Below are 23,377 nucleotides of genomic sequence, written 5' to 3'. Positions count from 1 at the left end.
CGGGGTGTTCCAGATGGAGGCGATGTGGACGCGCTTCCTGCCGCACATGGTCCGCGTCCGCGAGCTGCTCGCCCAGGGGCGTCTCGGCGATGTCCGTCAGGTCAACGCCGAGCTCGGCGTCTGGTTCGAGAAGGACCCGGCCCACCGGATGTTCGACCGCACCTGGGCGGCGGCGCGCTCCTGGACCTCGGGGTCTACCCGGTGTCGTTCGCGTCCATGGTGCTGGGCGACCCCTCGAACGTGCACGGGACCGCGCAGTTCGGCGACACCGGGGTGGACGGGCAGACCGCCGTCGTGCTCCAGTACGAGCAGGGCAGGCAGGCGGTGATCGCGACCTCGATGGAGGCGTGGCTGCCCAACCAGGCGTCGATCTCCGGCACGGACGCGCGCATCGACGTCGACTTCATGTGGTTCACCCCGAAGTCGTTCACCTTGACCGAGCGGACCGGGGCGGTGGAGCGTTACGACTTCCCCGTGACGGGCAACGGGCTGCGGTTCCAGACCGAGGAGGTCGCGCGGTGCGTCCGCGAGGGCCTGCTGGAGAGCCCCGTGATGCCGCTCGACGAGTCCTGCCAGATCATGGGCACGATGGACGAGGTGCGGGCGCAGATCGGCCTTCGCTACCCCGGCGAGTGACACGAGTGGCGAGGGCGGCCCGGGATCTCCCGGGCCGCCCTCGCCGTCTCCTGGCGCCGATGGCCGGCGCCGCGGACCGCTGTCAGCCCTCGGCGTCCGCGGACGTGACGGTCGCCGCCATGACCCGGTCGAAACCGACATGGCGCCGCGGCCCGGTCATGGAGACGGAGATGGTCTCCCGGATGTCCCTGCTCGACGCGCCGACCCGCAACTCCACCGCGCCCGGGTCGACCAGCCTCCGTCCGGACGCTCCGGTGTAGGAGGTCTGGTCGGCGTGCAGCGTGATCGTGACCTCGCGCGTCTCCCCCGGCTGCAGATCGACCCGATGGGCCGTCAGCAGCGACTGCACCGGGCGGGCGACCTCGGCGACCGGGTCGTGGAGGTAGACCTGCACGACGTCGGAAACCGGGCCGGCCGCGCCGTTGTGGAGCGTCACCCGCACGTCGAAGGTGCCGTCGGTCGGCCACGTGGCCTCGGCGTCGGCGGTTACGCCCTTCCACGTGATCGGGGTGTACGACAGTCCGTGGCCGAACGGGAACAGCGGAGTGGGGTCCACCGAGCTCACCTCGCTGCGCCCGCCCAGCGGCGCGGCCAGGTAGGTGGAGGGCTGGTTGCCGCCGTCGCCGGGAAAGCTCACCGGGAGCCGTCCCGCCGGATCGGCCCGGCCGGACAGCACGTCGGCCAGAGCCCGCGCGCCCTCCTCGCCGGGGAAGAACCCGCACACGACGGCCGCGAGACGGTCGATCTGCCGGGCCAGCTCGTACGGCCGGCCGACCAGCAGCACCAGGACGACCGGGACGCCCGTGGCCAGCACGGCCTCCAGCAGCTCCTCCTGCCGCCCGGGCAGGCGCAGGCTCGCGGCGTCGCAGCCCTCCCCGGAGGTGCCGCGCCCGAACAGGCCCGCCTGGTCGCCGAGCACGGCCACGCAGACGTCGGCGGCCGCCGCCGCGGCGACGGCCGCAGCGATGCCCTCGTCGTCGCCGCCGAGAACGGGAACACCCTGCTCGTAGCGCACGTCATAGCCGGCGGGGTCGGCGCGCAGCGCCTCGGCCAGGGTCGGTATCTCGATGCCGATGGGCACGTCGGGGTGGTGCACGCCGACGTGCATCGGGAACGAGTAACAGCCCATCATGGCCTGCGGCGTGTCGGCCCGGGGCCCGACCACGGCCAGGCGCAGGCCCGCCGCCAGCGGCAGCGAGCCGGTGTTGCTGAGCAGGACGACGGAACGGCGGGCCAGTTCGCCCGCGAGGGCGCGCTGGGACTCGCCGTCCAGCACGGCGTCGCCGGTCTCCTCCAGGACGGCGGGCTCGGGCGCCCATCCCTCGTCGAGCAGGCCCAGCCGGACCTTCTGTAGCAGCACGCGGCGCAGCGCGCGGTCGACGAGGGCGACGTCGACCTCGCCGCGGCCGATCGCCTCGATCAGCGGCGGGCCGTAGGCGTTGACCGTGGGCAGTTCCACGTCGATCCCGGCCGTCAGCGCCAGCCTGGCCGCGTCGCCGGGGGACTCGGCCACGTTGTGCAGGGTCTGGAGGAAGGCGACGGAGAAATAGTCGGCCACGACGGTGCCGGTGAAACCATAGGTGTCGCGTAGCAGATCGGTGAGCAGGGCGGGGTCGGCCGCGACCGGGACGCCGTCGATGTCCGCGTAGGAGTTCATCACCGAGTCGGCCCCGGCCCGCAGCGCCATCTCGAACGGAGGCAGCAGCACGTCGGCGATCTCCCGCCGGCCCACCGACACGGGGGCCAGGTTCCGGCCCGCCTTGGAGGCCGAGTAGCCGACGAAATGCTTCAGGGTGGCGATCACACCCGCAGACTGAACGCCGCGGACGTACGCGCTGCCGATCGTGCCGACGAGGACGGGGTCCTCGCCGATGGTCTCCTCGACGCGGCCCCATCGCAGGTCGCGGGCGACGTCCATGACCGGGGCGAGGCCCTGGTGGATCCCGAGACGCCGCATGGTGGCGCCGATCTGCGCCCCCATCCGCTCGACCAGGTCCGGGTCGAAACCGGCACCCCAGCACAACGGTGACGGGTAGACGGTGGCCTTCCAGGCGGCGAGGCCGGTCAGGCACTCCTCGTGCACCAGCGCGGGCACGCCCCATCGTCCCGCCGCGGCGATCGCGCGCTGGGCGTTGGCGAGCGTGGTCGCCCCGGTCAGGACGTCGACGGGCGCGGTGCCGAACGGCCGGGTCAGCTGGCCGATGCCGTTCTGGACGAGCTCGTCCCACCCGACCGGCAGTGACGTGAACTCGTGCTGGTGCGGGGCCATCTCCCCGTCGCTGTTGTCGATGCCCACCCAGACGCCGTAGAGCTGCGCGACCTTTTCGGCCAGGCTCATCCTGGCCATCAGCGCCTCGACTCGGTCCTCGTCGGGGACGCCGGCGTCCCTCCACGCCTCCGCCGGGGTGTCAGTGCTCAAAGCCACGGTCTTCTCCGTTTGTCGTTGGAATCGCTCGTACGGCCGTCGGCCGCATCAGTCCAGCCACCCGCCGGACGACGGCGTGTACCGGTCGAGCTCGTCCCACAGCTCGGGGGCGATCGGGGTGGTGGCGAGATCGAGGGTGGTCTTGATCCGCGCGGGTTCCGAGACGCCGACGATGGTCGACGTCACCCGGGGGTCGCGCAGCGAGAACTGCAGCGCGGCGGCGGCCAGGGGCACGTCGTGGGCGGCGCACACCCGCCGCATCGACCGGACCGCGTCCCTGACGGACTCGTCGGTGTCCCGGTAGGCGTAGCGAGGCTGGGCGTCCGGGCCCTTGACCAGCATGCCCCCGCCGTACGGCGCGCCGTTGACGAAGGCGACCCCCCGCGCGACGGCCTCGTCGAGCAGCGGACCGGCCTCACGGTTCACCAGGGTCCAGCGGTTGTGGTTGATCACCGCCTCGAACACGCCGGTCCGGACGAACCGCCGCATCAGCTCCACGGGGCCGCCGGCGATCCCGAGGTGGCCGACGACGCCGGCGTCGCGGAGCGCGACCAGCGCCTCGACCGGTCCGCCCCGGGCCATCGCCTCCTCGAAGGTGACGTGGTACTCCGGGTCGTGCAGGTACATCATCGGCACGTGGTCGACGCCGAGCCGTTCGAGGCTCTCCTCGACCGAGCGTCGCACGCGCTCGCCGGAGAAGTCGCCGGTGCCGGGGTCGGCGTCGGCCTTGGTGGCGAGGACGAACCCGTCGGGGATCCCGCCGCGGCGGCGCAGGACGGCGCCGATGCGCAGCTCGGCGCTGCCGCCGCCGTAGTTGTTCGACGTGTCGAGGAAGTTGAACGGCCCGTCGAGCACGGCCTCGACCGTCGCCTCAGCCCTGTCCTGGCCGACCGCGTAGCCGTACAGCGCGGGCATGCTCGCCAGGGGGCTGGTCCCGATGCAGACGGGGGTCACCGTGAGGCCGGTGCGGCCGAACGCGCGGCGCTCGGCCGGGTCGGGCGGCCCGTTGTGCGTGTGGTCATCGGCCATGTCAGATCACGAATTCGGTCGTGCGGCGGCCACGGCATCCGGGCTCGGCCCGGAAGATCATGCCTGCCGTGGGCTGACGCCGCAGGTCGTCGGGGGAGAGTTCCTCGGTGGAGGTGCTGATGACGAGCCGGTCCAGATCGGGCCCGGCGAAACAGCACGACGTCACCTGGGACACCGGCAGGCCGATGGTGCGCTCGACCAGGCCGTCCGGGCCGAAGCGGCAGACGCGCGAGCCTCCCCAGAAGGCCACCCACACGGCGCCCTCGGCGTCGACCGTGAGCCCGTCGGGCATCCCGGGGATGGCGGAGGTGTCCGCGAACACGCGCCGGTCGGAGAGGGCACCCGTCGTCACGTCGTAGTCGAACACGTCGACGCGGCGAAGGGGGCTGTCCACGAAGTAGCACAGGGTGGTGTCGGGCGACCAGTCCACCCCGTTGCCGATCGTGACGCCGGTCAGCACGGTGTGCAGAGATCGGTCGGCGTCGAGGCGGTACAGGCGGCCCGCGCCCGGCGCGAGGTCGTACGCCATGCTGCCGGCGAAATATCGCCCGGCGGGATCGACGCCCGCGTCGTTCATGCGGATCTCCGGCCGGCCGGCCAGCGGGGCGGCGAGCCGTTCGGTCACCCCGTCGCGCGTGGCCAGGGCCACGCCGTCGCCGTCCGCGACGACGAGGGTCCCGGGCTCGGTCGTGGGATGCACGGCCGTGACCGGCGCCGGCAGGTCGAACCAGCCGACGTCGGCGCTCCCGGCGTCCACGCCGGCGTCGAAAACCCGCCCGCGGGGGATGTCGACGAACCGCAACCGGCCCGCGGCGTCGTCCCACACGACGCCCTCGCAGTGGACGCCGGAGACGTCCAGCCAGGGCTCCGCCGCCAGGCCGGCTCCGGTGCCCGGCATCACGGCGCCAGCGCCGCCGCGGCGGCCCGGTACCCCTCGACCAGCCGGCCCAGGACCGCGTCCGTCTCGGCGTCGGGGCGGGCCTCCCCGGGGTGGGCGGTGCGCCATTCCTGCAGCCGCCGGGCCCCGACCGACCAGGTGATCGTCGGCTGGAACGCCGGGACGAACCGCTTGATCTTGGTGTTGTCGAACACCGCGCTGTGCATGAGGTCGCCGACGATGAGGTCTGACCAGAACCAGTCGGGGGCGACGACCCGGATGAGCTCCGCGGGCAGGTGCAGGAGCCGGGCCGGCGTCCCCGCGGTGCGCCCGATGATCTCGTAGATCTCCTCCCACGTCAGCGCCTCGTTGGAGGTGATGTGGAAGTCCTCCCCCAGGGCCTGCCAGTTGCCGATCAGGCCGACGAGCCCCACCGCGAAGTCCCGCGCGTGCGTCAGGGTCCACAGGCTGGTGCCGTCACCGGGCACGACCAGCTCGTCGCCGCGAGCGATCCGGTCCCACGCGGTCCAGTCGCCGGGCAGCGGCGGGTGGGCGTCGTCGTAGGTGTGCGAGGGCCGCACGATGGTGACGGGGAAGTCGCGCTCCTCGTAGGCCCGGTGCAGGACGTCCTCGGCGGCGATCTTCTCCCGGGCGTAACCCAGGTAGGGGTTGCGCCGGGTGGTCGACTCGACGAACGGCACCTGCCGTACCGGCTTGTGGTAGACCGAGGCGCTGCTGATGTGGACGTACTGGCCCGTACGGCCTTCCAGCAGCTCGACGGCGGCAGCGGCGTCCTCGGCGCCGAAGCTGAGGAAGTTGACCACGCTGTCGAATGTCGTGCCGTCGAGGGCCCGGCGCACCGACTCCGGGTCCTGGACGTCGGCTTCGATCGTCGTGACCCCGGCGGGGAGAGGCCGGCGGCCGGCGGTGCGGCCACGGTTCAGGACGTGGACGTCCTGGCCCTGACGCACCGACTCGGCGACGGCGGCCGAGCTGATCGTGCCGGTGCCGCCGATGTAGAGAACCTTCACTGCAGGACTCCGGATCTTGGATGTATCTTGGGTTCGTGGGGTGGGCGATCAGCTGCGCGACTTACCGGCGTACCAGTCCTCGAAGCCGTTCTCCACGACGCTGATCAGCAGATCCTCGGGCCGGATGCCGATCTCCTCCAGCCGCGTGGCGATCTGGTCGAACATCGCGTACTTGGTGGTCACGTCGTACATGTGCACCATCAGGATCTGGATGCCGACCAGCTGCCGCCGGTCCACGCCGTTGTAGCCCGGGTCGAAGACGATTTCTTCGGGCGCGTGCGTGCGGAAGATCTGGAACTTGTCGGTCGGGTCCATCCCCAGGCCGTCCACCAGGGCCTGGTGGACCCCGTCACTGATCTGCCGGCCCAGCCGTTCGGCGAGGGAACGTTCAAGGTCGATCTGCACGAGAGGCAACGATGGTTCCTTTCAACGCCGGGCGTCGGCCGGTTGTCCGGGCACCACGGCGGGGATGCGCGAGATAGGGCGCCGAAAACTTTCGGAAAGTATTTGAAACTTAAGGTCCGCAGCGACAACGTAGAACGGTGTGTCGAGGAACGTCAAGGGTCGAAAAGCTGACATAGCGACATCTTTGCTTGTCAGGAGACCGAAGTGCTGATCATTCCCGTTCCGCGGCTCCGGCTGTCGCAGGCGCGTCCGAGTCCGGGCGAACGCCCTCGGTCGCCGAGAAGGCGAAGCGTTCTCCCTGGCGAGCGGCATGATCAGTGCGGTGGATCGCGGCCGTTCCCCCGTGGCCACGGCTCGCGACCACGCTGGAGGGGGGACGCCTGCGGCCGACACCGGCCAGGGCGGAGTGCCGCAGGAAACTTTCTATAAACTTTCGCCCCACTCGGCCCGCGGGAATCTCTTCCGCCGGGACGACACCATCCGGGAGTGGGGCCACGTCGACGTCCGCGACGCCGCGCGGGCCTGCCGGCCGCCCGCCGGCGCCGGCGTGTCAGCCCCGGGCGCGTGAGCTCCGGGCCGCAGGCTGGTACGGCGCGGTGCTCTGCCTGACCACCAGGCTGGTCGACAGTTCGAGACGTAACGGCTGCTCACCGGGGGAATGCGTCGTCTCGAGCACGTTGCGGATGGCCAGCACGGCCATCTGTGCGAGCGGCTGCCTGATGGTGGTCAGCCGCGGCCACATCCACTCGCACACCTCGGTGTCGTCGAACCCGACGACGCTGAGGTCCTCGGGAATGCGCAGGCCCCTGGCGCGGGCCGCGTCGTACACCCCGGCCGCCTGCTGGTCGGAGCCTGCGAAGATCGCCGTGGGCGGTTCGGGCAGGTCGAGCAGCTCGGCGGCGGCCCGCCTGCCGCCCTCGGAGTAGAAGTCACCCTGTCGCACCAGGCTCTCGTCCAGCGGCAGCCCCGCGCGCCCGAGAGCGGCGCGGTACCCGTCCAGGCGCTCGAGACTGCACCGGACGTCCTCGGGCCCCGTGATCACGCCGATGCGGCGATGGCCCAGCTCGGCGAGATGTTCTGTGGCGGCGAAACCGCCCGCCCAGTTGGTGGCGCCGATGGTCGGGACGTCGCGGTCGTACCCGCCGACCTGGTCGATGACGACGAAGGGGGTGTCGATCGGGCGCAGCTTCTCCGGGGACACCTGCCGGGTGTTGGTGACCACGAGGACCACGCCGTCGGTCGGCCGGGAGGCCAGCGTCTTGAGCCACTCGCGCGGCTGAGCCTGCCGATCGTGGGTCACGGTCAGGATGAGGCTCGCGCCCAGCCGGTAGGCCTCCTGCTCCGCACCTCTCAGCAGCTCACAGGCCCAGGCCGTGTCCAGCTCGGTGATCACGAAGTCGACCACGCCGACCTTGCCCGCGTCGGATCTGGCCCTGCGCTGGTAGCCCGTCGAGACCAAGGCGTCCTGGACCCGGCGGCGGGTCTCGGGGCCGACGGCTTCCCGGCCGTTGAGCACCTTGCTCACCGTCGGGGCGGACACGCCCGCCGCCCGCGCGACCATCGCGATGGTCACCCGGTCGGCGTCGGCACCCCGGGGAGCCCCCGCCGCCCGCTTCTGCGTCCTCGTCCGCTGCTCGGTCGCCACGACACCTCTTCACGCGCTGAGTCAGTGTTGTCGAAAGTTTCTACAACGGTAGCACCGCTGGTAGCGGGCTCGCTGGCGCCTGCGGCGGGTAGGCTGCTCACGGCATTAATACCGAATTGTCCGATTTTGGGCTGTAACGTGGCCTGTCGGCACGCGGAGGCACCGGCCCGCACGGCGTCCTGGACCGTCTACGCCGTGCAGGGGCCCGGCAATGACCTGCGGGACGTCACACCGACGATCTCGATGTGACCGTCCCCTCCAGAGGCGGGCACTCCCGCCGGCGGCCGCGGGACACCTCCAACGTAACTGAACGGAAACAAATTCGGCCGTGGTTATTGACACTGTCGCCGACCCGGTGTTTCTCTCTCACCAGAAGACTTTCCGAAACTTTCGGTTTCCGCAACCGTGCAACTTTCGACGATCGGCAACCCCGGCCGCAGGAGGACGCACGTTCCTTTCCGCGCCCCGTGCCGACCTCGTCGCCACGTGCGAGCGGACCCCGTGCTCTTGCGTGAGCACGGACCGTCGCGGTCGTCCCCCTTCAGCGGAGGACGCGCGGCGTCGACACGACCAGTGCGTGCGAGTCACGTGCAAGGAGAGATCACATGCTGGGATCCTCGCGAATCTGGAAGCGCCGTCTCCCCGGAGCCGCAGCCGTGTTCACGGCCGCGGTGCTGGCGCTCGCCGGATGCGCCGGCGGAGCCACGACCGAGACCACGGACAAGGGCTCTGCCGACTCGGGCACCATCACCTGGTGGGGGTGGACGCCTGACGCGGCCCCCGCCGAGGCGTACATCAAGGCGTTCAACAAGGCCTATCCGAACATCAAGGTCACCTACAAGAAGCTGACCATCGACGGCTACGACGCGGCGATCCGCCCCGCCCTGGCCTCGTCGGTCGGCCCGGACGTCTTCGACGTCGCGCCGGGGGCCGCCAACGGTTCCGTCGACATCTACGGCGTGAACGCCATCGACCTCACCCCCGCCGTCGAGAAGTCGCTCGGCGCGGACTGGAAGTCCAAGCTGGCCCCGATCGGGGTGTCCAGCCTTACCAAGGACGGCAAGCTCGCCGCGCTGTCGGTCGGCTCCAACTACGCCGGATCGGTCTGGGTCAACCAGGACCTGTTCGACAAGTACGGCCTGAAGCCGCCGGCCACCTACGACGAGTGGAAGAGCGTCTGCGCGGCCTTCAAGACCCACGGCGTCAAGTGCTTCGTGCAGGGCGCCGCCCAGACGGCCTTCAACGAGGACACCCTGCAGGCGATCAGCAACAACATCGAGCCGGGCGTGTGGGCGCGGGCCCTGGACAAGAAGGTCCCGTGGACCGACCCGACGATCGTCCAGGCGCTGACCATCTGGAAGAAGCTGTTCGACGACAAGATCATGCAGGATGGGGCACTGGGCGTGCAGCAGTACCCGGACGCCAACAACGACTTCATGTCGGGCAAGGCCGCGATGGTCATGATGGGCACCTGGTACATGCAGTACTCCACCGTGGAGGGCAGCACGGCCGCCATCTCCGGCGCGGGCGTCGCGAACCCCAAGCCGTTCACCCAGTTGCCGATCGCGTTCCCCGACGTGGCCGGCACCGGCAATGTCGGGTCGCTCTACGGTGATGCGGACTTCGGCCTGGCCGTGAACAAGAAGTCCAAGTCCATCGCCGCCGCCACCACCTTCGCGACCTGGCTCGGAACGTCGCAGGCGGGACAGCAGGCGGTCGGCGACATCCTCAACGACATCCCGGCCCTGACCAGCGTTCAGCCGGACTGGACCTCGATCAAGCTGGTCAACCCGACGGCGCAGCAGCCGGCGCTGGAGAAGCTGATCAGCGACGCGGGCAAGTCGGCCGAGCCGCGCCTCGCGACGGTGAGCGCCGACCTGCAGACCGCCATCGGCGTGGCGTCGACCACGGTGGCGGCGGGGCAGGCCACGCCCGAGCAGGCCGCCGCGACCCTGCAGAGCGCCGCCGAGAAGCTGAAGTAGAGCCGCTGACGGCCCGTCTCATCCCACCCGCGCAGGGAGATCCATGACTTCCACAACCTCGCCGAAGATCGAGGCGCGCCGTCCATCGCCCGCCCCTGTTCCGGGCAACCCCAGAAACAGGGGCGGGAGGCCCTCGGGCCTGCCGTGGATCTTGCCGGCGTTCGTCTTCGTCGTCGGACTGATCTATTACTGCATCGTCGAGACCGGCTACCTCTCGACGCTCGACTGGGACGGCACCAGCCCGACTCCCACGTCGGTCGGGGCCGCCAACTACACGGCGATCATCCAGGACCCCATCTTCTGGAGGGCCATCTGGCACACGGTGGTCTTCTTCATCGTGACGTTCACCGTGCAGACCGCCATCGGGTTCGTGTTCGCGGCGCTGCTGCACTCGAAGGTGCGGCTCGGCGCCGTCTACAAGGTGCTCGTCTTCACGCCGGTGGTGCTCGCGCCGGCGACCATGGCGCCGGTGTTCCGGCAGATGTTCGCCGCGGACGGCCAGCTGAACTGGGCTCTGGACCACATCGGTCTCGGCTTCCTGTCCCAGCCCTGGCTGGCCCAGTCGGCCACCGCGATGCCGGTGGTCATGTTCATCACGGTCTGGCAGTTCACCGGCCTCACGTTCGTCCTCTACTACGCCGCGATGGGGCAGATCGACCCCGAGACGCTCGAGGCCGCCCGCACCGACGGGGCGAGCAACCTCCGCGTCCTGATGAACATCGTCTGGCCCGGCGTGCGGGGCACGACGGTGGCCCTGGCGATGCTGGGCGTGATCGGTGCGCTGAAGACCTTCGACGTTCCGTATCTGGTGACCATCGGCGGCCCGAACTACAGCACCGAGTTCCTCGGGACCTACATCTACCGGATCAGCATCCCGTCGGCCCACGTCGGCTACGGGGCGGCCCTGTCGATCCTGCTGCTCATCCTGGCGTTGCTCGGCGCGATCACCGTCGCGGCCCGCGCCAACCGTAAGGACGGTGAATCCAGTGTTTGAGGCGCGCCGGCTGTCGACCAAGCTGCTGCTTCAGATCCTCGTGACCCTGATGATCATCCCCTACCTGTTCCCGCTGGTGGTCATGGTCCAGGGATCGCTTGCGGGTGAGGGAGTCGGCAACTACCAGGCCGTCTTCGCCGTCGGCGCCGTAGGGACGTTCTTCAGGAACAGCGTCATCGTCTCCGCCTCGACCATCCTGATCGTCTACGTCCTCACCATGTTCGCCGCCTTCGGGTTCTCCAAGCTGCACATCCGCGGCAAGGAGATCTATTTCTGGATGATCCTTGCCGCCCTCACGCTGCCCGAGGTCGTGCTGCTCACCCCGCTGTTCGCGACGACCCTCAGCCTCGGCGTGTACGACACGTACTGGGCGGTGGTGTTGCCGCTGGCCGCGCTGCAGATCCCCTTCGCCGTCCTGCTGGCCCGCAAGTTCGTCGACGGCGTCCCCGACTCGCTCTTCGACGCGGCGCGGGTCGACGGCGCCAACATCTTCATGGCGTTCCGCTACATCGTCGTGCCGATGACACGCCCCATCGCGGCGGCGATCGTCGTCCTGACGCTGATCGGTTCCTGGAACGACTACCTGCTGCCGCTGGTGCTCATCCAGGACCCGGCCAAGCAGACGATCACGCTGCTGCCGCAGTTCTTCGTCAGCCAGTTCAGCAACGACCAGACCAAGGTCCTGGCCAGCGCGGTCATCACCGCGATCCCCGAGATCGTGGCCTACCTGTGCCTGCAGCGCCTCTTCGAGAGGGGCCTGGCGGCCGGCGCGCTGAAGTAGCCCTACACCCGAGACCACCCCATGATCCACCGCGCTTTCCAGATTTGAGGAACAAAGCACATGACGTCGAACAACACGGCCTTCCTCCGCACGGCAGGCCGCGAATTCGTCGACCAGACGGGCACCGTCGTACGCCTCCGGGGCGTCGCCGTGGGTGGCTGGCTGAACATGGAGAACTTCATCACCGGCTACTCCGGCAACGAGTCACTGATGCGCGACACGGTCCGCGAGGTCTTGGGCGAGGAGAAGTACGAGTTGTTCTTCGAGCGGCTGCTGACCGCGTTCTTCGACGAGGACGACGCGAAGCTGCTGGCCGGCATGGGCATGAACTGCGTGCGGTTCCCCGTCAACTACCGCCACTTCGAGGACGACGCCAGGCCGTTCGAGTTCAAGGAGGACGGCTTCCGCCACCTCGACCGGGCCATCGAGGCGTGCGCGCGGCATGGGATCTACTCGGTCGTCGACCTTCACGCGCTGCCGGGGTCCCAGAACCATCACTGGCACTCCGACAACCCGACCCACCGGCCGGCGTTCTTCGACCACCCCCACTTCCAGGACCGCGTGGTGGCGATCTGGGAGCGCATCGCCGAGCACTACAAGGACAACCCCTGGGTGGCGGGCTACAACCCGATCAACGAGCCCGCGGACGAGTCGCGCAAGGTCGTCGGGCCCTTCTACACCCGCCTGGTCGACGCCATCCGCGCGATCGACGACCGCCACATCCTGTTCCTCGACGGCAACACCTACTCGACCGAGTTCGACGTCTTCGACAAGGAGTGGGACAACACCGTCTACGTCTGCCACGACTACGCCGCCCCGGGCATGGGCAACGGCGGCGACTACCCCGGAGTCACCGACGGCAAGTACTGGGACAAGGCGGCGCTGGAGGAGAAGTACCTCAAGCGCACCGAGTACAGCCGCCGGACCGGGACGCCGGTCTGGGTGGGAGAGTTCGCGCCGATCTACACCGGCGACGAGCGCAGGGACGCCATGCGCCGGCAGGTCCTCGAGGACCAGCTCGAGATCTACCGCCGCGACGGGGTGAGCTGGTCGAGCTGGATGTACAAGGATCTCGGACGGCAGGGTGTGGCCATGGTGAGGCCCGACTCCCCGTACCTGAAGCGCTTCGGGGACTTCGTGGCGAAGAAGAACCGCCTGGGCGCCGACAACTGGGGCAGCGACGGGAACGGGATCATCGAGGTGACCAAGCCGTTCCAGGACATGATCGCGCGTGAGTTCCCCGACTTCGATCCGTACCCGTGGGGCCGTTTCGACTGGGTCCGCACGCTCATCCTGAACCTCGCGGTCGCCCAGCCCCTGGCCTACGAGTACGCCAAGCTGTTCCGCGGGCTGAGCGACGACGAGCTGATCGCCCTGGCCGACTCGTTCGCGCTCCGCAACTGCGATGTCCGGACGACCCTCGTCGAGCAACTGCGCAACGGCTGAGGCCACCCGGCCCCCGCCCTGACGTGACCGGGCGCACCGGCGGGCGTCCGAATTCGGACCACCTGGATGCCGGACGGAACTCCGAGGAAGGCATCCCGGCCGACGCCGGGATGCCTGCTCGAAATAGGATTTCGGGCCGAGGCCTCGCGATGGTGGACGCCCTCGCGGCCCGCTGGGGATTCCAGCGCACGACCGGCAACACCAGCGTCTGGTTCCACCTCACCGAACCCGCCCGCGCAACCACCTGCGCCTCGATCCGTTCCCCGTCCCAGGCACGGCCATGAGCCAGTGGCGTCGCGGCCGGGACGAGGAGGGCGCCGTGGCGTCGCAAGGCGAGAAGGTCGCGATCGGGTGAACCTCACCCGAGAAACTGCCGCGCGCCACGCAACCTGGTCCGAAGCCGCCGCTGGGTCATCGCCGACTCCAAGCGCACATCCATCGGGCGGGGCACGTTGGTGTCCGCCCTCCGACCTGATGGCAGCCGGTCCGCGTCGAGTCCATCACGCCGGGCGATGAGCCGCCCCAGCTCGTATCGGCTCACCGCATCGGTTCCAGCAACATGGTGGACGCCGTGATACTCGGACGCGGCGAGTTCGAGGAGCGCCGCGGCGAGATCGAAGACATGCACGGGACATCGCACCTCGTCGGTGAACAGCATTCCTCTCGCCCTGCCGGTGGCCAGTGAACGCACCAGCGCCTCGTGCGCAGAGTCACCGCCATCACCGACGATCAGGGAGGTCCGGGCTATCACCGCGGTCGGCGCGATCGCGTTCACCGCCGTCTCGGCAGCGGCCTTGGCCGCACCGTACGGGGTGATCGGGTCAGGGACGCACGTCTCGTCATAGCGAATCGCGGCACCGGAGAAGACCGCGTCGCTGGACACGTGGACCAGGCGCCCACCTGCCGCAGCGGCGGCGAGAGCCACGTTCACAGCTCCAGTCGCCGTGGTCGCCCAATCCGTCTGCCGGTACGCGGCGTTGATGACCACCTCTGGCCGAAACGTGCCGATCAGCGCGTCGACGTCCTCTCGCCGGCGCACATCGAGCGGCAACCACTCGACACCTGAGGTCTCTCCTGATCGGGTCAGGTAGGTCGCAGCCACCTCATGCTCGGCCACCGAACACTGCCGAGCGAGTTCGCCGCCCAGAAAACCACTGCCACCGACGATGAGGAATCTCATGCCCGATCACACCCCGCCTCTCGCAACGCATCCGCGTCCATCTCCCTGTGTTCGGGCACAACTCGGACCAGCTCGCCGAGCCGCGTGTCATCGCCAGGATCCATCACAGCTCCAAGATGCCTCCACCGCAGCCGCCAAGCTCACCGCCCAGCGACTGCACGCCCGCCTGCGCGCCTCGGGCCGGCAGCGCAACATCGCTCTCGGCCCTACGGTCATCCAGGTGAGTACGAGTACTCATGCGCCGCTCTGGCGGCCTTTATACGCTTCGATCATGTTCTTGAAGCCGGCCACCACCGGGCGGTGGCTCGGGTGGGCAGCCGCCGTCGCGGCGGTCGCAGCCGCCCCTGGCCTCTGGCTCTGGTTGACGGCCCCTCGGGACGTCGGCAACGACCGCTGGAAACTGGTGGCCGCCCAGCCGTCGGTCACCTATGGACAGGTCATCGCCACCGGCGAGCACGACGCCTGGGCCGTCGGCTGGGACATCCTCGGCATCGGCGCCTGGCTGCCGGTGGTCGACGGCCCGCACCGCCCCACGGTCTTCCACTGGGACGGCGACCGCTGGACGAAAAGCGACTTCCCAGTGAAACGCGGCAACATCGGTTCGGTCGCCGCGTCCGCCTCCTCCAACGTGTGGGCACTGGCCGGCGACGAGAGCGGCACCTCCGTCCTGCGCTGGGACGGACACACCTGGGCGATCGCCCAGAAGCTGCCCGGTACGTGCCTCGCCGTCACCGCTGACAACGACGTGTGGGTCTTGGGCGACTACAAGGCCTGGCACTACAACGGCGCCACCTGGTCGGAACAGAGCGTCTCCTTTTCCGCCTTCCGAGTCAGCGCCCGCTCCGCCTCCGACATCTGGGCCCTCGACGGCGAATCCCCCTGGGTGCACCACTTCGACGGCAAGGTCTGGACCCGAGTCGACTTGACCGCGGCGCTGCCCAAGGCTCCGCCCCCGTCGGACGATTTCCCGCCCGAGCCCGGTCCTCGGCTGACCGCCATCACCGCCGACCCGGCCGGCATCTGGATCACGGGGGAGATCGGGGCGTCGTCGTTCCTGCTCTCCCAGACCGGTTCCGGCTGGCGCAGCGAGGACACCTCCGCGAAGGCCGGACGCATGGTCCGTGACCTCCCACCCGTCCCCGACGGCAGGGGCGGCCACTGGTTTCTCGGCTCCACCGACATCAACGGTGACGACTCCGCCCTCGCCCACCGTGCCCCCTCCGGCCACTGGACCAGGGTTCCGTCCGGCGGTGAACTGACCTCGCTGTCGGCCGTCCCCGGCGGCCCGCTCCTGGCCACCGGAGTGATCGGCAAAGCTTCAGGCGTCTTCCGCAACCTTCCCTGAGGAGGGCCCTGCAGAAGCAACCAGTCGGACATGACGTGACAGGTTAGGCAGATGGGATGTCTGCGGTCCCTCCTGATCGGGTCAGGTACGTCGCAGCCACCTCATGCTCGGTGGACCAGCTCACCGAGCCGCGTGGAATCGCCAGGATGCATCAACAGCCACAAGATGCCTCGTGATCGATGAGGCTGCCTCGGTTCCAGCTGAGACAGGACGCACATCTCCGCGCGACGCACGGAGGCGGGCGCTGTCATTCCCCGCCAACAGGGTCAGGTGGAGGTGGCGCGTTCGGCCTGGGCGCGGAGGGAGCGGACGGCCTGGGCGGGGTCGTCGGAGCCGTAGACGGCGTTGCCGGCGACGAAGACGTCCGCGCCGGCCTCGGCGCAGCGTTCGATGGTCTTGGCCGAGACACCGCCGTCGACCTGGAGCCAGATCTCGCCGCCGTGCTTGTCGATCAGCTCACGCGCCTTGCGGATCTTGGGAAGCATGATGTCGAGGAACGGCTGACCGCCGAACCCCGGCTCCACCGTCATCACCAGCAGCATGTCGATCTCGGGGAGCAGGTCCTCGTACGGCTGGACGGCCGAGCCCGGGTTGAGCGCGAACCCCGCGCGGGCCCCCGCCCTGCGGATCTCGCGCAGCGTCCGGACCGGGGCCTTGGCCGCCTCGGCGTGGATCGTGACGCTGCCCGCCCCCGCCTCGGCGTACGCGGGCGCCCAGCGGTCCGGGTTCTCGATCATGAGGTGGCAGTCGAGCGGCAGCTCCGTCGCCTTCAGCAGGGACTCGACCACGGGCAGCCCGATCGTGAGGTTGGGCACGAAGTGGTTGTCCATGACGTCGACATGCAGCCAGTCGGCAGCGGCCCCCACCTCGGCGGCGACGTCGGCGAGCCGTGCGAAGTCGGCGGTGAGGATGCTGGGTGAGATCTGTACGGCCATGATGCCGCAGTCTAGAACCCATCCGCCCTCCCTCACCGCCCGGCACACCCCGAGTGGCGTTGGGGCCACGGCCCGCGGTTCGCCCGCCGCCGCGAAAGCGAACTCCTCACGCGCCGGAACATTTATCGCTTTGCCACTTATTACCTTATTCGGGCAACCATAAATGGACCGCGCTTTTGCCCCGGCGACGATCGCGAATGACGCCCCGAATAGCCCGGCGGCACCCCGCACACTGGGCGATGCGGCACGAACAAAACCCCGCAAAATAGCGGAAAACGCTATATGCCCGTACCGGCAAAGTCAATCTTTTCGATGTTGATCTTTACTGATAGATTTGTCCGAAATGACACAAATGAGTGGTCTGTGACTCCGTGTGAGGGCCGCTCACGTCACGACAGGAGTGACCATCCGGTGGCACCAGAGAAGGGCCTGGAAGGCTTAACGCACCCCCCGACCCGCGTACGGCGGTGGCCCCGCCTCGCCCAGATGGCGGCGGCGGGCCTGGCGAGCCTCGTGATCACGAGCCTCGTCGCCGTGCCCTCGTGGGCGCATGAGCCCACCCCCTCACCCTCAACGTCGTCCCCTCGTCCTCTCCCAGGGGGGACGGTCGTGGTGGACAAGGGCGTCGAGGCCGCCAAGGCCGAGGCCAGGCGGACGGGCCGGCGAGTGGAGATCCCGTCGAAGTTCACCGAACACGCCAAGGTGTGGGCCAGCGAGGACGGCACCCATCTGCAGACCGAGATCTCACTGTCCCCGATCCAGACGAAGAACCGCCGCGGCGGCTGGGACCCCATCGACACCGCTCTGGTGGCGAAGGACGGCGCATGGGTTCCGAAGACCGTGAGAACCCCGCTCAAGCTCAGCGTGGGGGGCACGAAGACCCTGGTGACGGCCGACGGCGAGCACGGTACGGTCACGACGGGACTGAACGGGAAACTCCCCAGACCGACCATCTCGGGGAACACCGCCGTCTACCGTGACGCGATCTCTCCGGGGGTCGACCTGTCGGTCAGTGCCCTAGCCGACGGGTACGTCCAGCGCGTCGTCATCCGTGAGCGCCCGTCGGGGCCGGTCTCGGTGAAGCTCCCGTTCACCCTCCCCGCGGGGATGGACTTCGGCGCGGCCCCCGGCGGCGCGCCGCAACTGCACGGCAAGGACGGCAAGCCCGCCGCCTCCCCGGTTCACATGATCGCCGAAGACGCCTTGGTCGAGCAGAGTCCCGAACTCGGTCATACCGGCACGGTGAAGGCGAAGGTCGTCCGGGATGACGGCCGGCAGGCGCTGGTCGTGGAGCCCGATGCCGGGTTCCTGGCCTCGCGGGACACCGCCTACCCGGTCACAGTGTCGATCTCCAGTATCTGGTACGGCGCGGGCGTGCCGGTGGACACGCTGGTCTCCAGCGTCCAGTACCCGGCCGGCGCTCCGGCGGCCAACTGGCTGAGGGCGGGCACCTCCAGCAACGCTTCGGAGATCTGGCACTCGTACCTGAAGTTCAACATCAGCAAGGAACTGCGTTACTCGACCATCCTCAACGCCGACCTGCGGATGTGGAACTACCAGTCCCACCAGTGCGGGCTGAACGTCGGTGCGATCTACGCGCGGCGCGTCACGTCTGACTGGTCCCCCGCCACCATCACCTGGGGGGGACGCCCCGCCGCGACCAGCACGGGACAGGAGACCAACACCGCCGCGTACGGCACCGCCAACTGTTCCCCGAGCTCGGGCCTGTACGGAACGGGCGAGTTGTACTACTCCGTCGAGCCCATCGTGCGGTCCTGGCTCAGTGGCAGCGCGCCCAACTACGGATTCCAGTTGCGGGCGGCCAACGAGGGCACCGGGCCGAACTGGCGGCAGTTCCGCTCGGCCGAGTACACCGGGTCCGACGGCATCGCCCCGGTGCTCTACATCGAGTACCAGCTATCCGAGAGGGTGCGGGTCGCCTTCACGTCCGACACGCAACCGGCGTCGTTCCCGACCTACCAGCAGGCAGTGGCCATGCAGGAGGTCCTCCCGGCCACCCCCGAGCACACCGCGATCACCACCGCGCAACTCGACGCGCTGGCCGACCAGCGGTACACGCGGTCCGACACGAGCATGGACCAACTCCTTCCCCTGGAAGGAGAGACCGACGCGCCGCCCCTCGACCCGGACATCGGAGACGGCACCCTGCCTATCGTCACCGGAACGGCCCCGGCCGACGGCGCCACCGGCGTGCACGTGGGCACCGCCGTCACCGTGACGTTCAGCGAGACGGTCCGGGGTGCGGTGGTCACCGTGACCGACCCCGACGGCGGTGTGGTGGCCGGCGCCGCCGACGAGCCCGAGTACGGCGGCACGACGCTCACCTTCACCCCCGCCGAGCCCCTGCGCACCGGCGTCGCCTACACCGCGACCGTCGGCGGCGGCATCGACCTGTGGGACAACGTCATGACCCCCCATTCGTGGTCGTTCACCACGTCGACGACCTCCGATCCGCCTCCCACGCCCACCCCGACGCCGACCGTCGACACCACGCCTCCGGCCGTCGTCGCGACCTCGCCGCAGGCGAACGCGACGGGCGTCCCCGCGGACACGGTGGTGACGGTCACCTTCAGCGAGCCGGTGACCGGCGTACGGATCGCCGTCGCGAACGGCCAGGGCGCGAGCGTCGCGGGCACCGTCGCCACGAACGGGAGCACCGCCGCCTTCACTCCGTCGGCACCGCTCACGGGCGGCGTCACCTACACCGTGACGGTCAGCGCGGCCGCCGACGCGGCTGGCAACGTCCAGACTCCGCACACGTGGACATTCACCACGGTCCCTGCCGCGGCTCAGCCGGTGAACCCCAACCCGTACTTCGAAACCGAGATCGACCCCTGGTACTCCTACTACCTCGAGGACGAGCTCACCCGATCGACCACGCGGGCGCACGAGGGGATCGCCTCGGCCAGGTTCGTCCCGCTGGAGGGGACGTGGGGGGCCGCCGCCGAGGAAGTCGAGGTCTCCCCGGGCACCGCCTACCACTTGTCGGGCTGGTTCTACCCCGTCGCCACCTCCGTCGAGGGCTTCGAGTTCGGCATCGAGTGGTACGACGAGAGCTACGACTACCTCGGGTACGCCCCCTTCGCCATCCAGCAGAACCTGGGGGTGTGGCAGCGGGTGTCGGCCGCCGTGAGCGCGCCGACGACGGCCGTCCACGCCGTCATCTACGTCTCGGGCGCGGCCACGATCCACTTCGATGAGGTGACACTCGTCCCGGCGGCGGGGCTCGCCGCCACGCGGGCCGGCGCCGGGACGAACAAGACACGGGCGCACGGCCCCTCTTCGCTGCGAAGCCCGGACGGTCGCGGCCGGGCCAAGCCCACGGCGCGGACCGCGCGGTCGGCCGCCGCCGCGGCGTCCGGCTTCGACTACAAGCACATCACCCTCGAACAGTGCACGGCGGCGCGGAGGAACGGAGGAACGCCGTACGCCAGCTTCGGCTGGTCGGTGGTCAACCGGTACAGCTCCTGCTGGAGCAAGTTCATCGGCGTCGGGGAGTACGTCAAGCAGGGCGACAACTACCGGCCTCAAGTCGAGGACGGTTACGTGGTCGAGGCGACGACGGTATACCACACCTACCTCGGGACCGCCGACGGCTCGGCCGTGGTGGACGGGAGCGGGGTCACCCCGCAGACCGTCTCGCTGTTCACCCGCCTGGGGAACATCGTGGCCTACGACGACGACGATGTGATCCCGGCCGCGGACCTCGACGACTACCGCATCGGCCTGGTGATCAGTTCCGACGGCGAGAGCGGCTCCACCTGCAGGCTGACCCCCGCCACACTCGCCGAGATGAGGGCGAAGGGCTGGCAGCAGTACGCCGAGAACATCTGGACCTTCCGCGACACCATCGCCAAGTTCAAGGCCGACGGCGACGACACCTTCCGGTTCGTCTCCGACAGTCTCGACGGCGACCGCGTCAACACCTGCACCATGCGTCCCCGGCTCTACAACACCCTGAACGAGTGGGACGAGTTCGGCGACGAGGTGGACGACGAGACCTGGGACGAGGCCGCCATCCCGCTATGGAACACCGGCTGCTTCGACGACCTCGGCCTCGACGCCGGCAAGGTGGTCGGGACGGCGCGGGTGTGCGGCGGAAGCCGTCACTACTTCGCTCCCACCGTCCGCTGTGACGAACTGACCTTTGGCAAGCTCGACAGCACGGACAGCGCCTCGGGGGGCAGGGTGGCGGCGGCGAGCGACAGCACTTACGGCGTGCACACCGGCGCCTGCGTGTTCCGTGAGGCCACCCCGGTCTTTGAGATGTCGAAGAGCAAGGCGGCCGCCGCCGGGAAACCCATGGACCAAGTGATCGACCACATCGCGACGGCCCTGGATCCACTCAGGAACAAGGACACCTGGCCGTACCTCCTGGACGCGGCAGGGAACCGCCAGAAAAAGACCATTCCCGGCAATGCCGACAAACCCCGGGGCACGGTGGAGGGACTGCCGCTGAAGCGCACCACCGACAAGGCATGGAGGGACGAGAACCGCAAGGTGTTCTCCTGGGAGAGGAGGATCGACGGCATCCTGACCAAGGGCGAATGCGACCGGTACTACTGGGAGATGAACCCCCAGCACCGAGGGACGCAGCACTACACCGATGCGGGACTGGAATGTGATGAATTCCCGTTCGCCAGCACCCAGCAGGGCGCCTGGAAGGCCGCCGGTCATTACTCCGTCCGCCCCGTGCTGGCGCTGCACAACAACAAGCACGGACTGTACTGGCTCCGCATCTTCTATTCGCGCAACAGAGTCGGCAACAACAACGAGTTCCTGGTCAGGACGATGAGCTGACCTCTCGTCCCGGCCCCTGCCCTGTGGGGGCCGGGACGGAGTACCTCCGCGGCGCTACGAATGGTTGGATACGGCATGATTGCGCCATTCGCCGCCGATCTTTGAGGAGTGTCATGGCCGCTTCCGTGGGCGCCGGGTGGGCCGGTGTCGCCGGGTACGACTGGGGCGATCTCGATCTGATCCGTGCCCGGCTGAACGCCGGCGCCGACCCGAATTCCGGGGTCCACCACCTGGGCGCCCTCGGCGGGAGGCCGCTGCACTTCGCGGCCGAGTGGGGATCGCCCGAGGTAGTGGCCGAGCTGGCCGGTCGCGTGGACGACGTCGACGCCGAGTACGACGACCGTACCGCGCTGTGGTCAGCCGTCTTCGCCGACCGCGCGGACAACGCCCGCGCCCTGGCGGCGGCCGGCGCGGACCCCTGGCGGCCGATGATGGCGGGGTGGTCTCCCGGGCGGCTGGCCCTGGCCGGTCCCACGCCCGGCCTCTTCCCGGTCCCTCCGGGGGAGCCCGGCCTGTCCGAGGCCGAGGCCGCGGCCTCGGCGGAGGCGCGGCGACTTGTCGCGGCCCTGGGTGGGCTGGACGACGAGGGCCTCGGGCTGGCCTGCGTGGCGGGCGTCACCGCCGCCAAGACGGTCCGGCGCCTGGACGCCACGCCGGCCGACGAGGCCGACGTCGAGGCGCTCATCGAGGATCCGTGGTCCGCCATGGACGACACCGAGGACGGCACCGGCGGCAGTCTGATGATCGTCGGGGTCACCGACGTTCCCGGCGGGTGTGTCATCACCCAGCCTTGGGGATACATGCCCTCCACGCCCGGTGTCACCAAGCGGGTGTCCATTGGGACCGTCTGCTACAGCATGTTCGCCAATCCCAAGAGCGGGAACCAGGGAGCGGTCGCCCGGGACGGCGTGGTCGTGGATTCCGACACGCATCCCGGTGGCGGGGACGCCGGCGGGCACCTGACGGCGGAGGAGATTCTCGCCGCCTACCTGTACCGGGGCCACGCCGTCGCCTACTGCTGCGCCGCCGCCGGGCTGCGGCCGTCCGACGCGAGCCCCGTCGCCGGTCCGCCCGGCCGGTGGGTGAGGCTCCCCCGCCGCGACTACTGGAGTTGACTCCACGGCCCCCGGCGGGCCCGGGGGTCAGCCGTGGCGCAGGCTCTCGATCCGGCCGGACTCGACGGCCATGCGAACCGCGTCCATCCTGTTGTGGGCGCCGGTGTTGGTGATGACGCTGGAGATGTGGTTACGGACCGTCGCCGGCCCCGGGCAGGTCAGAAGACGAGCGGGCTGCGGCGTTCGATCAGGACGACGTCGCGCCAGACGCCGTGGTGGCGGCCGATGCGTTCGCGGGTGCCGATCACACGGAAGCCGGCGCGGGCGTGCAGGGCGAGGCTGGCGGTGTTCTCGGGGAAGATCCCGGACTGGATCGTCCAGATTCCGGCGGCCTCGGTCGAGGCGATCAGCGCGTCAAGCAGGGACCTGCCGACGCCGCGTCCGCGGGCGCCGGGGTGGACGTAGATCGAGTGCTCGACCACGCCCGCGTAGGCGGGGCGGCCGGAGACCTGGGACGCGGCGACCCAGCCGAGCACCCGCCCGGTCTCGTCCAGGGCGACGTGGCGGTGCGCGGGCAGCCTGGCGGCGTCGAAGTGCCGCCAGCCGGGGGCACTGGTCTCGAAGGTGGCCTGGCCCTCGTCGATGCCGAGCCGGTAGATCTCCAGCACCTCGGCGGCGTGCTCGGGGGCCATGTCGGCGATGCGCGGTGTGGTGGCAGGGGTCACCACTACATCTTCCTAGGGGCGGATCGACCGAAACCCCCTACCCCCGGCCGAAAACGCGGCCCCGG

18 protein-coding genes are annotated in these 23,377 nt (G+C 69.6%); 9 read left to right on the top strand and 9 right to left on the bottom strand.

Annotated elements, in window-relative coordinates; all coding sequences use genetic code 11:
* Positions 1-24 precede the first annotated feature (24 nt).
* Complete coding sequence (locus DQ384_RS44050; RefSeq protein ID WP_425451406.1) at positions 25-636, top strand: Gfo/Idh/MocA family protein; 612 nt, start codon at positions 25-27, stop codon at positions 634-636.
* An 82-nt stretch (positions 637-718) separates the two neighbouring features.
* On the opposite strand, the gene DQ384_RS00140 is transcribed toward DQ384_RS44050, so the two are convergent.
* From DQ384_RS00140 to DQ384_RS00110, 6 genes are all read right to left on the bottom strand, one after another.
* The gene (locus DQ384_RS00140; protein WP_245966153.1) at positions 719-3,061 is read right to left on the bottom strand and encodes a beta-xylosidase/alpha-l-arabinosidase; all 2,343 of its coding nucleotides are present in this window, start codon (positions 3,059-3,061) and stop codon (positions 719-721) included.
* Between the two features lie 48 nt (positions 3,062-3,109).
* Positions 3,110-4,090 (bottom strand): aldo/keto reductase, encoded by a 981-nt coding sequence (locus tag DQ384_RS00135; RefSeq protein ID WP_114026577.1) that lies wholly within the window; start codon positions 4,088-4,090, stop codon positions 3,110-3,112.
* 1 nt (position 4,091) lies between these two features.
* Positions 4,092-4,988, bottom strand: coding sequence for an SMP-30/gluconolactonase/LRE family protein (locus DQ384_RS00130; protein WP_114027002.1), 897 nt, complete (start codon positions 4,986-4,988; stop codon positions 4,092-4,094).
* Positions 4,988-5,998 carry an NAD-dependent epimerase/dehydratase family protein gene (locus DQ384_RS00125; RefSeq protein WP_114026576.1) on the bottom strand — a complete coding sequence of 337 codons (1,011 nt, stop codon included), beginning with the start codon at positions 5,996-5,998 and terminating at the stop codon, positions 4,988-4,990. Before DQ384_RS00125 ends, DQ384_RS00130 begins: the two co-directional genes overlap by 1 nt.
* 48 nt (positions 5,999-6,046) lie before the next feature.
* A complete protein-coding gene (locus DQ384_RS00120; protein ID WP_114026575.1) occupies positions 6,047-6,403 on the bottom strand; it encodes a tautomerase family protein in 357 nt (118 codons plus the stop codon).
* Between the two features lie 550 nt (positions 6,404-6,953).
* Positions 6,954-8,048, bottom strand: a complete 1,095-nt coding sequence (locus DQ384_RS00110; RefSeq protein WP_245966152.1) for a LacI family DNA-binding transcriptional regulator — start codon at positions 8,046-8,048, stop codon at positions 6,954-6,956.
* A gap of 605 nt (positions 8,049-8,653) precedes the next feature.
* On the opposite strand from DQ384_RS00110, the gene DQ384_RS00105 reads away from it, so the two are divergent.
* The 5 genes from DQ384_RS00105 (at position 8,654) to DQ384_RS43505 (ending at position 13,535) form a co-directional block, all read left to right on the top strand.
* A complete protein-coding gene (locus DQ384_RS00105) occupies positions 8,654-10,030 on the top strand; it encodes an ABC transporter substrate-binding protein (protein ID WP_114026573.1) in 1,377 nt (458 codons plus the stop codon).
* A gap of 43 nt (positions 10,031-10,073) precedes the next feature.
* A complete protein-coding gene (locus tag DQ384_RS00100; RefSeq protein ID WP_114026572.1) occupies positions 10,074-11,024 on the top strand; it encodes a carbohydrate ABC transporter permease in 951 nt (316 codons plus the stop codon).
* Positions 11,008-11,805, top strand: a complete 798-nt coding sequence (locus DQ384_RS00095) for a carbohydrate ABC transporter permease (RefSeq protein WP_220182702.1) — start codon at positions 11,008-11,010, stop codon at positions 11,803-11,805. Before DQ384_RS00100 ends, DQ384_RS00095 begins: the two co-directional genes overlap by 17 nt.
* Before the next feature lie 60 nt (positions 11,806-11,865).
* Positions 11,866-13,251: a glycoside hydrolase family 5 protein gene (locus DQ384_RS00090; protein WP_114026570.1), complete on the top strand. Its 1,386-nt coding sequence runs from the start codon at positions 11,866-11,868 to the stop codon at positions 13,249-13,251.
* 149 nt (positions 13,252-13,400) lie between these two features.
* A complete protein-coding gene (locus DQ384_RS43505) occupies positions 13,401-13,535 on the top strand; it encodes a hypothetical protein (RefSeq protein WP_281273976.1) in 135 nt (44 codons plus the stop codon).
* A gap of 74 nt (positions 13,536-13,609) precedes the next feature.
* On the opposite strand, the gene DQ384_RS00085 is transcribed toward DQ384_RS43505, so the two are convergent.
* Entirely contained in the window at positions 13,610-14,431 is an 822-nt protein-coding gene (locus DQ384_RS00085; protein ID WP_114026569.1) for a sugar nucleotide-binding protein, read from the bottom strand.
* Between the two features lie 271 nt (positions 14,432-14,702).
* Here DQ384_RS00085 and DQ384_RS00080 point away from each other — a divergent pair, with 271 nt between their 5' ends.
* Positions 14,703-15,776 carry a hypothetical protein gene (locus DQ384_RS00080; RefSeq protein ID WP_181870941.1) on the top strand — a complete coding sequence of 358 codons (1,074 nt, stop codon included), beginning with the start codon at positions 14,703-14,705 and terminating at the stop codon, positions 15,774-15,776.
* Positions 15,777-16,042: 266 nt separating this feature from the next.
* Here the strand turns inward: DQ384_RS00080 and rpe are convergent, their stop codons facing one another.
* On the bottom strand, positions 16,043-16,711 hold the full coding sequence (rpe, locus tag DQ384_RS00075; RefSeq protein ID WP_114026567.1) for a ribulose-phosphate 3-epimerase: 669 nt from the start codon (positions 16,709-16,711) through the stop codon (positions 16,043-16,045).
* A gap of 609 nt (positions 16,712-17,320) precedes the next feature.
* Between rpe and DQ384_RS00070 the strand changes: the two genes are divergently transcribed.
* Entirely contained in the window at positions 17,321-21,532 is a 4,212-nt protein-coding gene (locus DQ384_RS00070) for an Ig-like domain-containing protein (protein WP_114026566.1), read from the top strand.
* A 113-nt stretch (positions 21,533-21,645) separates the two neighbouring features.
* Complete coding sequence (locus tag DQ384_RS00065) at positions 21,646-22,647, top strand: ankyrin repeat domain-containing protein (RefSeq protein WP_114026565.1); 1,002 nt, start codon at positions 21,646-21,648, stop codon at positions 22,645-22,647.
* A gap of 158 nt (positions 22,648-22,805) precedes the next feature.
* Here the strand turns inward: DQ384_RS00065 and DQ384_RS00060 are convergent, their stop codons facing one another.
* Entirely contained in the window at positions 22,806-23,312 is a 507-nt protein-coding gene (locus DQ384_RS00060) for a GNAT family N-acetyltransferase (RefSeq protein WP_245966151.1), read from the bottom strand.
* Positions 23,313-23,377 lie beyond the last annotated feature (65 nt).

Origin of the sequence: Sphaerisporangium album (assembly GCF_003323745.1) — a bacterium.
Classification (GTDB): domain Bacteria; phylum Actinomycetota; class Actinomycetes; order Streptosporangiales; family Streptosporangiaceae; genus Sphaerisporangium; species Sphaerisporangium album.
This window is presented reverse-complemented; position numbering and strand designations above follow the sequence as displayed.

Excerpts from the sequence above, each read along its gene's own strand:
- DQ384_RS00135 (WP_114026577.1), bottom strand. The coding sequence starts at position 4,090 with ATGGCCGATGACCACACGCACAACGGGCCGCCCGACCCGGCCGAGCGC.
- DQ384_RS00130 (WP_114027002.1), bottom strand. The coding sequence starts at position 4,988 with ATGCCGGGCACCGGAGCCGGCCTGGCGGCGGAGCCCTGGCTGGACGTC.
- DQ384_RS00105 (WP_114026573.1), top strand. The coding sequence starts at position 8,654 with ATGCTGGGATCCTCGCGAATCTGGAAGCGCCGTCTCCCCGGAGCCGCA.
- DQ384_RS00100 (WP_114026572.1), top strand. The coding sequence starts at position 10,074 with ATGACTTCCACAACCTCGCCGAAGATCGAGGCGCGCCGTCCATCGCCC.
- DQ384_RS00090 (WP_114026570.1), top strand. The coding sequence starts at position 11,866 with ATGACGTCGAACAACACGGCCTTCCTCCGCACGGCAGGCCGCGAATTC.
- DQ384_RS43505 (WP_281273976.1), top strand. The coding sequence starts at position 13,401 with ATGGTGGACGCCCTCGCGGCCCGCTGGGGATTCCAGCGCACGACCGGC.
- DQ384_RS00085 (WP_114026569.1), bottom strand. The coding sequence starts at position 14,431 with ATGAGATTCCTCATCGTCGGTGGCAGTGGTTTTCTGGGCGGCGAACTC.
- DQ384_RS00080 (WP_181870941.1), top strand. The coding sequence starts at position 14,703 with ATGTTCTTGAAGCCGGCCACCACCGGGCGGTGGCTCGGGTGGGCAGCC.
- rpe (WP_114026567.1), bottom strand. The coding sequence starts at position 16,711 with ATGGCCGTACAGATCTCACCCAGCATCCTCACCGCCGACTTCGCACGG.
- DQ384_RS00065 (WP_114026565.1), top strand. The coding sequence starts at position 21,646 with ATGGCCGCTTCCGTGGGCGCCGGGTGGGCCGGTGTCGCCGGGTACGAC.